Source organism: Candidatus Ancaeobacter aquaticus (genome assembly GCA_030765405.1).
In the GTDB taxonomy this organism is placed as follows: Bacteria; Auribacterota; Ancaeobacteria; order Ancaeobacterales; family Ancaeobacteraceae; genus Ancaeobacter; species Ancaeobacter aquaticus.
This window is the reverse complement of sequence record JAVCCP010000034.1, coordinates 1-8,901: the sequence shown is the minus strand read 5'-3', so window position 1 is coordinate 8,901 and position 8,901 is coordinate 1. Positions and strand designations below refer to the sequence as shown.

Below are 8,901 nucleotides of genomic sequence, written 5' to 3'. Positions count from 1 at the left end.
GGTGTTGAAGTCGAAGCATAAGACAGAATAATGTGACACTCTCCAAACCGAAAGGGGAGAGTAACAGGGAACACAAAGCATGTCTAAGTGTGACGGCCATATTATATCTACTCGACTGAAATATGTTTAATATGTCCTTCTATTTATTAATGTTTTTTTTGGTTGACAAGCACTCCAATTTCGGCGATAATGGATACCATGAAATATATATCACGTTTTGTTGAAAAAAATATCGTAAAGGCCCTGGCCAGGAACAAGAGCGTACTTCTTTTAGGGGCAAGGCAGACAGGTAAAACGACTCTTATTAACCGATTGAAGAGCGATCTATTTGTGACGTTTATTAGTCCAGAAGTGCGGCAGCGGTATGAAAAAGATCCTGCTGTTTTGAAAAGTGAGGTTGAGGCCCTGGACAGAGAAAACCGGACTGGTTTGCCTCTGGTACTCCTTGATGAGGTTCAGAAGGTACCAGCCGTATTAGATGTGGTGCAGGACCTTATCGATAGAAAAAGAGCCAATTTTGTTCTCACCGGGTCATCAGCGAGAAAACTCCGCAAGGGCCATAACGTAAATCTTCTTCCCGGCAGAATTGTGGTGTTGAAGCTCGACCCACTTGTTATAAAGGAATCAAATCCAGATTCTCTTGAAGCCGCTATTTTGTATGGTTCTTTACCGGGTATCATTTCCGTTGATAATAAGAGTGATCAGGATGTTGATTTAAAGTCGTATGTAACCACTTACCTTGAAGAGGAAGTGCGCGCCGAAGCGGTTGTGAGAAATATTGGTCCGTTTGCGCGATTTCTTGAATATGCCGCGTCTGAATCGGGTAAAGTGGTGAACCTGCGAAAACTTTCGCAGGAGATAGGCGTTTCTCACACGACAATTGCATCATATTATCAGATCATGGAGGACTGCCTTATTGCAGAGAGGATCGAGCCGTTGACAAAAAGCGCAACGAGAAAGAAACTGACAAAATCGCAGAAATATATGTTTTTTGATTTGGGTGTCAGGCGAGCGGTAGCGCGAGAAGGAACGGAGCTTCCCAAAGAGACGCTAGGACATCTTTTTGAACAGTTAGTTGGATTGGAACTGGTGAGGTGCGCCCGCATGTCTGAAAGAAACAGCGATGTTTTTTTCTGGCGAGATCCTGACGGTCCGGAAGTTGACTGGGTTGTTAAAAAAGACGGAAAGTATATTCCAATAGAAGTGAAGTGGAGTGATGCTCCACAAGCGAAAGATGCTAAGCACCTCATGGTATTTCTGCAAGAATACAAAAATTTCGGCAAGGGCTATATTATCTGCCGCACTCCGCGTAAGATGAGAATAAATAAATATGTTGATGCTATACCATGGCAGCAGGTTGACGACATTATTTTTGATCTTTTATGAGGATTAGTCTCCCTCCCCCGAATTCCATTTACAAGACCCCGCGCTGTATCCTTACCCTAAACCCTAATTCTTAATTCCTTACTTGACGATATTCTTACTTTATAGTATATTTACAATAGGAGGTGATAAGTATGACAATTTCAATGACCGCTAAACATCAAATAACAATACCCAAAAAGATTGCAGATGCACTTGATTTAAGGAAAGGTTCCATGTTTGAAATAACGATTTATAAAAACAAAATTGAGCTTATTCCTCTTGAGATAAAAAGGAAAGCGTTTACGAAAGAGGTATATAAGAAATTGGATATCCTTTCTGCGCGGGAAAAGGGGAAGGAGAAACGAGTAACTAAAAGGTTTATAGAAAACCTAAAAAGTGGAAAGGCTTAATTAATGGCATTATGTCTTTATTTCCGTCCCTCTTTTCAAAGAAGCATTAAGCATCTTGGTTATGAGCAAAAGAAAATAGTAGGATTAATATTAGAAACCCTAAATGTTTATTATTCTATTGACTGCAATTTATTGGAGGCAAGAAAGATAGCCCCCCGGTTTTTTTATAAGCAATTAAGGAGACCATATTATGAAGCAGGTATAGAAAGCAATATTCGTGTTGTTATAAGAAGAGAAAAAGAAAAATGTATTGCAGTGTTGGCGGGCAGCCATGATCAAATAAAACAATTCCTATCGAATATTTTTTAATCGCCGCGATCCCTTTGGCCGGGGCTAACCTTTCTTTTTGCTTTTTTATTTTTATCTAATCGAATAGATTTTCCTGCTTTAACCCAACTCATCCACTTAATTGTCTTTTTTGGCAGATTGCAATAATTAAGTGATCCGTCCCGTGCGCCAAGAAATCACTTTTGAAAAATCAAATCTCTTAAAAAAAATCTTTTATCTGAAGCATTTTATCACAAACTATCCGGGGAAACTATTAATTCGCAGCTATTTAGGTAAGATTGCTGTAGATCCCATGTATGGAGTTCTGAATTTAGTATGGTGTCCCTGAAATATGGATCCCAGTTTTTTAAATGGTATACTAGCGCGATTAATGGTATATTGAATGGTATATTATAAAAAGGTGGTTATAATGAACTCATTCAAGAACAACATTTTTGATCTGCCTCTTGGCACGGTATGGTTGATGAACTCTGTTTCAGAATATAAAGGTAAACAGGATTTGTATTCACAACAATCGCCACAGGCCTTGAAAACGCTCGTTGAAATGGCGCTTATTGAAAGCGTCGAATCGTCAAACCGGATCGAAGGGGTTACAGTAGATAGTGTGCGACTCAAACCGCTTGTAATAGGTCACAGCAGACCACGTGATCGTTCTGAAGAGGAGGTTTCGGGATATCGCAAAGCGCTTGATTTGATCCACGCCAAACACGGAAGTCTTAGGATAACTTCTGAAACAATTAAAGAATTGCACCGATTGTGCCGAGGAGAATCGCATGATGCCGGGGTTTGGAACGAAAAGGATAATGACATCATCCGTAAATTTTCTGACGGCAGAGTCGAGGTCGTGTATAAGCCCCTAAGCGCGAAAGAAACACCAAAATATATTGAGCAATTATGCCTTTCCTACGAACACAGCGTAACGCAGTTGAAATATCCGCCTCTTTACGCGGTTGCATGCCTCATTCTTGATTTTCTATGTATACATCCGTTCCGTGACGGCAACGGTAGGGTGTCACGGCTGTTGACGCTTTTGGCATTATATCAGCACGAATACGCGGCAGGCAAGTACATAAGTCTCGAACGCGTTGTCGAACAGAGCAAAGAAACATATTATGAATCGTTGAACAGAAGTTCGTGGGGTTGGCAGCAGGGTAAGCACGATACACTGCCATGGACAAATTATTTTCTGGGAACAGTGCTTGGGGCATATAAAGAGCTTGAAAGACGTGCTGTAGCTGTTAGTCCGCGGAGGGGAGCAAAGACGGGAATTATCGAAGCAGCAGTTAATGACCAATTGGCTGAATTCAGTATATCAGATATTGAGCGTGTCTGTCCGGGTATAAGCAGGGTTATGATAAAAAAAATATTGCTCAATCTCAAAATAAAGAAAAAGATCAAATGCCTTGGAAAAGGACAGTCAGCGAAATGGTTACGAATTGTTTCTTTGTTATAAATAGGGACACATCCCAAAAAAAATACCATCATTCTCTTCGGGCATAATTCAACTTACGAAATCTACTGCACTATCGTTCGTGTATTTCGAGTTTCATTATAAGTTGTCGGTGATAGTTTTGAAAAGTATGGGTGCTTTTGTTGAAGAATCAAGTCTCTTAAAAAAAAATCTTTTATCTGAAGCCTTTTATCACAAACTATCCGGGGAAACTATTTATTCGTAGCTATTTAGGTAAGATTGCTGTGGATCCCATGTATGGAGTTCTGAATTTAGTATGGTGTCCCTGAAATACTCGACTGCAAAACGTTGAAAAGATCGACCTTGATATTTTAGTTCAATATGCAAAGAGGTATGATAAAAAATCACTGTTTGATGCTGTCCGAATGATAGAAAAATACATTGTACGATACAAAAAGGATGAGAAAACATTATGAAAGAGTATGTTTTAGAATTAGCGGCTTCTCGAGAAGGCTATACATCAAAATTGATACAAAGCCTCCACAAGGTAGCGTGCTGGAAACATCTATTGTTAATAAATATTTTCCCATTGCGTTTCTGACTTATGATTTACCATCATTATTTGCAGGTAAATTGCATGCACTGCTGAACAGAAAGTACACTAAAGGCAGGGATTACTTTGATATTGGCTGGTATTTTTCTAAATGGAAAGACATAGTCTCAAACTTAGCGCTCTTGAATAACGCATTGTCTCAAACGCAGTGGCAAGGAGAGGTTTTATCACAAGATAATTGGAGATCGTTTTTATATAACATTGTTCAAGATGCGGATTGGAAAAAGGTTAAGGGAGATGTTGAGAATTTCCTTGAAAACCCGTCGGATATAGAGATATTCACAAAAGAAAATGTCTTAAAATTGATTGGATTAAAGGTATGACCAATTTTAGATGTATGTAAAAATAGTCTTGACTAATTTTAGATATATAGTAAAATAGTCACAATAAAAGGTGAATGTTTTTATAGTGAAATTCAAGGGGATAAGATGAAAAGAATATATACATCTGTTATAAAAGAACATTTTGACCGGTATCAGCAAATGATTTTTCTTGTCGGTCCCAGGCAGGCAGGAAAAACGACAGTGAGTCTCATGGCTAAAGACCTATCGAGCCATTTTTTGTATTTGAACTGGGATAATTTGGATCATAGAAAAATTATATTAGATGGGGTTAATAATGTTGCCAGTTATGCGGGGCTAGATACATTGGCCGCTGAAATACCCATTATCGTGTTCGACGAAATTCATAAATATGGAAAGTGGAAGACTTTTTTAAAAGGCTTCTTTGATATGTATAAGGGTAAAGCAAAAATTATAGTTACAGGCAGTTCCCGGTTAGATACATACAAAAGAGACGGTGATAGCTTAATGGGTAGATATTTTATCTATCGTCTCCACCAATTGTCTGTAGCAGAACTAGGCCGCACTATTCCATCGGAGAAAGAAATTAATGAGCCAGTTAAAACCAAAAGTCATGATTTTGAAAAATTGCTTAAAAATGGCGGTTTTCCTGAACCTTTTATGAAGAATGATACAAGATTCTTAAACCGGTGGAAAAGATTGCGTCAAGAGCAATTAATTCGTGAAGATATTCGGGATTTAAGTCGAATTCAAGAGCTAGGTCAAATTGAGCTTTTAGCTGAAATACTTAAATATCAGGCAGGGCAGTTGACCAATTACTCAACCCTTGCCAACAAAATTGATGTATCCTCTGATACTGTACGCCGCTGGATAAAGACATTGCAGGCATTTTTCTATTGTTTTACTATTCAGCCATGGACTAAGAATATCCCACGGTCACTTATTAGAGAGCCAAAAACATATTTATGGGATTGGAGTAATGTAGACGAGGAACGCAGCCGTCTTGAAAACCTGGTGGCAGCTCATTTATTAAAAGCGGTGCATTTCTGGACAGATTGCGGTTTGGGACAGTATGGTTTATGGTTTGTCAGGGATAAAGAAAAGCGTGAAGTTGATTTTCTGGTTTCTAGAGATAAAAAACCATGGTTTTTGGTTGAAGTGAAATTATCATCAAAGGGAGGCATAAGTAAGAATTTGGTTCATTTTCATAACAAAATTAAGACCAAACACGCATTTCAAGTGGTTTTTGATATGGATTATGTTTCAAAGGATTGCTTTAATCAGGATGATCCTATCATAGTTCCTGCCAGTACATTTTTGAGTCAGTTAGTGTAGTAAAAAATTAGTAGGACATGTTACGTTTTGGCGGCATAAGATAATTAATCCTGTAGGAAGATTGTTGATAATCATTATATAATGATATACTATTAGTGAAGGTTAAATATGGCCAGATTAAGTGATAATTAACCCGTCCGTTAAAACCGGGTTAGCTCAATCCGTCCCCCGAATTCAATATATCTAGTTAGAATTCCATTGTTTTGCCAAGATTCTTTTTTGCATCTATAAAATCTTTTTTAGGAAGTGTGCCCAATTGGCGAATTATTAGGCTGCTATGTACTGTTCGAATAATTCCTGTCACCTGAGATGGAAATTTCAACCCTGCTTCTTTCCAATTTTCTATAAGTGTATCACCAAATAAAGATCTCTTTGTATTGCTTGTGATAGCTGCTATAATTACTTCATGCCGAGATTTATGATAATTGGCAATGCTTATTACCAAGGCAGGTCTTTTCTTAGAACCTGTTTTATCGGAAAACCCAAAATCAACAAGAATTATATCCCTCTGTTTATAATTCGTCATATGCAGTATCCTTCTCGTTATCCCATAGTTCTTTTAGCACAGGATCTTTGTCCAGATGTATAGTCAAGGCTAATAAATCCTTGTTTTCTGCTTTTTCTGCTTCTTTTTGTAAACGCGTTCTAACACTTTCAAGAACGTATTCTCTTATAGTTTTGCCATAAAAAGCAGCAAATGCTTTTATTTGTCGATGCTCAAAAGGATAAACATCGATACTCAGTCTTTCCCTCTTTGGTTCTAACTTACTCATAGCATACCCCCATAATAGAAATATACATTATTTTGTAAAATGTGTCAAGACACAAATGTGGATTTTTAAGATGACAAAGATTTTATTGAGTTCATTGCAAATTCGTTAAGGGAAACCCAAAAGGATTATTTAAGATTGCTTAAAAGTTAGGTAGAAAAACAAAACAAAAAAACAAAAATATACACTTGACAAATTATGCAATATGTAGTACATTGTCTTACAGAGGTGATAGATATGGATAAAAGTCTTACAGTGAGAATACCGGATGACCTGCAGAAACAGTTATTGATAATTAGCCGCAAGGAAAAAATGCCGGTTAGTGATTTGGTTAGGAGATCTTTACGACAGTTTCTAGCTGTTCGTAATTTTCGGCGTATTCGCTCTCAGATTCTTCCTTTTGCTGAATCGCAAGGGCTTCTTACGGATGAAGATATATTCAAGGTCATTTCATGAAAGTGGTATTGGACTCAAATGTTGTGATTTCGGCCTTTGCGGGACGGGGACTGTGTGCAGATGTTTTTGAATACTGTCTTTATGAGCATATAATAGTGCTCAGCGAGTATTTGATAGGGGAGATTCACAAGAATCTCTGCCGCAAAATCAAGGTGCCTCAATCAAGAGCAAAGGATGTAGAGCAATTTTTATATGATGAAGCAGAAATAGTAAACCCTGCAAGAGTGCCTAAAAATGCCTGCAGAGATTTGAGTGATATCAAAGTTTTAGGGACAGCATTGGCCGGTAAGGTAGAAGTGATTGTTACCGGAGATGATGATTTGCTCGTTCTGAAGCAATTCCAAGCAATTTCCATTCTTACTCCACGGGAATTTTGGGCTTTTGCGCAAAGGAAACCAGGAAAAGAATAATCCTTTCTATATTTTGCTGAATGGGTGAGAAATGCGCATATACCCTTGGCGCTCCTAAATTGGATATATTACCTTAAGAAAAACTGTGTAAAACAGGTAAATAATTAAGGAATTGGATATATAAGTACAGAAATATATCCAATTTAGGGGCGAGGAGAATGAACTGGGAGAAAAATTACTATTGACAATACACTAAAAATAGTGTATATTAATAGTAACAATGGAGAGTATAAATGTACTCAGTAGAGTTTTACAAAGATAAAAAAGGAGATTGTCCAACAATTGACTTTTTAAATAAAATTCATACGAAGATTAGAGCAAAAGTTGTGAAGTGGATAACGCATCTTGAAAGAGAAGGGCCAAATTTACCGCGACCATATGCAGATATTGTGCAAGACAAGATTAGAGAGTTAAGAGTTGGTTTTGGATCAAATGAATATAGATTTTTATATTTTTTCTTTGGTAAAAGAATTATTGTTACACATGGATTTATTAAAAAAACACAGGCAGTTCCATTAGGAGAAATCGAACGGGCAAAACGATATATGAATGATTTTTTACAAAAAAATTAGGGGGGTGATTTAATTATGAAAAGCACAGTAAAACTTAAAGATTACTTGAAAGAACAATTAAAGGATACTGAGTTTAGCCAGGAATATGATGAAGAAGAAGTGTATGCATCATTAGCCATCCAAGTAGCTAAAATAAGGCAGAAGGAAAATTTAACACAAAGAGACTTAGCCAGAAAATTACACACAACGCAGCAAACAGTATCACGTTTAGAGGACATTCATAATAAAAGTTATTCATTAAGTACGTTGATTAAGCTATCTCGGGTATTACATAGAAGATTAAAAATAAAACTTGTTTAAGTGGTGGTTTTCTCCCGACTTCATATGTTTGCTTCGTTTTTCCAAAACCCAGATGCCTGTAAGTCCCAAATAACAAGCATTTCCGTAGATAAGGTTTCAAAAGGCAAATGTAGTGCCCCACCAAACCCGCAAACCCCTTATTTTACTGGGTTTTTTAAAATTCATGTATGAAGTCTGGGGGTGAAAACGTTTAATCTCCGCGGTCTCTTTGACCGGGGCTAACCTTGCTTTTTGCCCTTTTCATTTTATCTAGTCGAATTGACTTGCCTTATCAACCCTCATCCAACGGCCTTTGGCGTTAATGCAGACGTAATATAGTATACCACGCCTTCTGATTTGTATTCTTCTGCTTTTATTTATTCCAAGATATTTTTATATGGGATTTCGTAAAAAACAGCTTTCATATTTGCGTTATAAGGTGAGAAATTTTTTTTGAATAATGGGGGGGTATGGGTTGATTTAAGTTTTTTGCAGGAAGGGCTGAATATGGTTGATATACGCAATATTTTTGTTTGGGGCTAACCCTTTTTCTTTACCGGCGGGAAAAGGTTTTTGGATTGGCGGAAGATGGCGCGGTTTGTGGATGGTATGGAGATTATCTTGTTTGTGACGGGGTCTTGATAGATTCTGCTTGGAAGTTTGATAGTGTGATATGTCCCGAATCCGCGG

At 37.5% G+C, this 8,901-nt stretch carries 13 protein-coding genes; 10 read left to right on the top strand and 3 right to left on the bottom strand.

Going from position 1 to position 8,901, the window contains the following annotated elements; genetic code table 11:
* Positions 1-198: 198 nt before the first annotated feature.
* The 6 genes from P9M13_03820 to P9M13_03795 all read left to right on the top strand — a co-directional run bounded on the left by P9M13_03820 (position 199) and on the right by P9M13_03795 (position 5,724).
* Positions 199-1,386, top strand: a complete 1,188-nt coding sequence (locus P9M13_03820; protein MDP8262413.1) for an ATP-binding protein — start codon at positions 199-201, stop codon at positions 1,384-1,386.
* A gap of 131 nt (positions 1,387-1,517) precedes the next feature.
* Positions 1,518-1,775 (top strand): AbrB/MazE/SpoVT family DNA-binding domain-containing protein, encoded by a 258-nt coding sequence (locus tag P9M13_03815; GenBank protein ID MDP8262412.1) that lies wholly within the window; start codon positions 1,518-1,520, stop codon positions 1,773-1,775.
* 3 nt (positions 1,776-1,778) lie between these two features.
* Positions 1,779-2,084 carry a hypothetical protein gene (locus P9M13_03810; protein MDP8262411.1) on the top strand — a complete coding sequence of 102 codons (306 nt, stop codon included), beginning with the start codon at positions 1,779-1,781 and terminating at the stop codon, positions 2,082-2,084.
* Positions 2,085-2,472: 388 nt separating this feature from the next.
* On the top strand, positions 2,473-3,516 hold the full coding sequence (locus P9M13_03805; protein ID MDP8262410.1) for a Fic family protein: 1,044 nt from the start codon (positions 2,473-2,475) through the stop codon (positions 3,514-3,516).
* A gap of 417 nt (positions 3,517-3,933) precedes the next feature.
* Entirely contained in the window at positions 3,934-4,410 is a 477-nt protein-coding gene (locus P9M13_03800) for a nucleotidyl transferase AbiEii/AbiGii toxin family protein (GenBank protein ID MDP8262409.1), read from the top strand.
* A 105-nt stretch (positions 4,411-4,515) separates the two neighbouring features.
* Positions 4,516-5,724, top strand: a complete 1,209-nt coding sequence (locus tag P9M13_03795) for an ATP-binding protein (protein ID MDP8262408.1) — start codon at positions 4,516-4,518, stop codon at positions 5,722-5,724.
* A gap of 187 nt (positions 5,725-5,911) precedes the next feature.
* On the opposite strand, the gene P9M13_03790 is transcribed toward P9M13_03795, so the two are convergent.
* Positions 5,912-6,250 (bottom strand): type II toxin-antitoxin system PemK/MazF family toxin, encoded by a 339-nt coding sequence (locus P9M13_03790; GenBank protein MDP8262407.1) that lies wholly within the window; start codon positions 6,248-6,250, stop codon positions 5,912-5,914.
* A complete protein-coding gene (locus P9M13_03785) occupies positions 6,237-6,497 on the bottom strand; it encodes a hypothetical protein (protein MDP8262406.1) in 261 nt (86 codons plus the stop codon). The genes P9M13_03790 and P9M13_03785 overlap by 14 nt, the downstream gene beginning before the upstream one ends.
* Positions 6,498-6,731: 234 nt before the next feature.
* Here P9M13_03785 and P9M13_03780 point away from each other — a divergent pair, with 234 nt between their 5' ends.
* From P9M13_03780 to P9M13_03765, 4 genes are all read left to right on the top strand, one after another.
* A complete protein-coding gene (locus P9M13_03780) occupies positions 6,732-6,950 on the top strand; it encodes a hypothetical protein (GenBank protein MDP8262405.1) in 219 nt (72 codons plus the stop codon).
* On the top strand, positions 6,947-7,360 hold the full coding sequence (locus tag P9M13_03775) for a putative toxin-antitoxin system toxin component, PIN family (GenBank protein ID MDP8262404.1): 414 nt from the start codon (positions 6,947-6,949) through the stop codon (positions 7,358-7,360). Before P9M13_03780 ends, P9M13_03775 begins: the two co-directional genes overlap by 4 nt.
* A 233-nt stretch (positions 7,361-7,593) precedes the next feature.
* Positions 7,594-7,932, top strand: a complete 339-nt coding sequence (locus tag P9M13_03770; GenBank protein ID MDP8262403.1) for a type II toxin-antitoxin system RelE/ParE family toxin — start codon at positions 7,594-7,596, stop codon at positions 7,930-7,932.
* A gap of 15 nt (positions 7,933-7,947) precedes the next feature.
* The gene (locus P9M13_03765) at positions 7,948-8,232 is read left to right on the top strand and encodes a helix-turn-helix transcriptional regulator (GenBank protein ID MDP8262402.1); all 285 of its coding nucleotides are present in this window, start codon (positions 7,948-7,950) and stop codon (positions 8,230-8,232) included.
* Between the two features lie 459 nt (positions 8,233-8,691).
* Here P9M13_03765 and P9M13_03760 read toward each other — a convergent pair.
* On the bottom strand, positions 8,692-8,901 hold a 210-nt coding region (locus P9M13_03760; GenBank protein MDP8262401.1), incomplete at its 5' end, for a hypothetical protein.

What these genes read in the sequence shown, in the direction of transcription:
- P9M13_03770 (MDP8262403.1), top strand. Translation starts at nt 7,594, where the DNA reads ATGTACTCAGTAGAGTTTTACAAAGATAAAAAAGGAGATTGTCCAACA.
- P9M13_03800 (MDP8262409.1), top strand. Translation starts at nt 3,934, where the DNA reads ATGAGAAAACATTATGAAAGAGTATGTTTTAGAATTAGCGGCTTCTCG.
- P9M13_03795 (MDP8262408.1), top strand. Translation starts at nt 4,516, where the DNA reads ATGAAAAGAATATATACATCTGTTATAAAAGAACATTTTGACCGGTAT.
- P9M13_03815 (MDP8262412.1), top strand. Translation starts at nt 1,518, where the DNA reads ATGACAATTTCAATGACCGCTAAACATCAAATAACAATACCCAAAAAG.
- P9M13_03805 (MDP8262410.1), top strand. Translation starts at nt 2,473, where the DNA reads ATGAACTCATTCAAGAACAACATTTTTGATCTGCCTCTTGGCACGGTA.
- P9M13_03765 (MDP8262402.1), top strand. Translation starts at nt 7,948, where the DNA reads ATGAAAAGCACAGTAAAACTTAAAGATTACTTGAAAGAACAATTAAAG.
- P9M13_03820 (MDP8262413.1), top strand. Translation starts at nt 199, where the DNA reads ATGAAATATATATCACGTTTTGTTGAAAAAAATATCGTAAAGGCCCTG.
- P9M13_03810 (MDP8262411.1), top strand. Translation starts at nt 1,779, where the DNA reads ATGGCATTATGTCTTTATTTCCGTCCCTCTTTTCAAAGAAGCATTAAG.
- P9M13_03790 (MDP8262407.1), bottom strand. Translation starts at nt 6,250, where the DNA reads ATGACGAATTATAAACAGAGGGATATAATTCTTGTTGATTTTGGGTTT.
- P9M13_03780 (MDP8262405.1), top strand. Translation starts at nt 6,732, where the DNA reads ATGGATAAAAGTCTTACAGTGAGAATACCGGATGACCTGCAGAAACAG.
- P9M13_03785 (MDP8262406.1), bottom strand. Translation starts at nt 6,497, where the DNA reads ATGAGTAAGTTAGAACCAAAGAGGGAAAGACTGAGTATCGATGTTTAT.
- P9M13_03775 (MDP8262404.1), top strand. Translation starts at nt 6,947, where the DNA reads ATGAAAGTGGTATTGGACTCAAATGTTGTGATTTCGGCCTTTGCGGGA.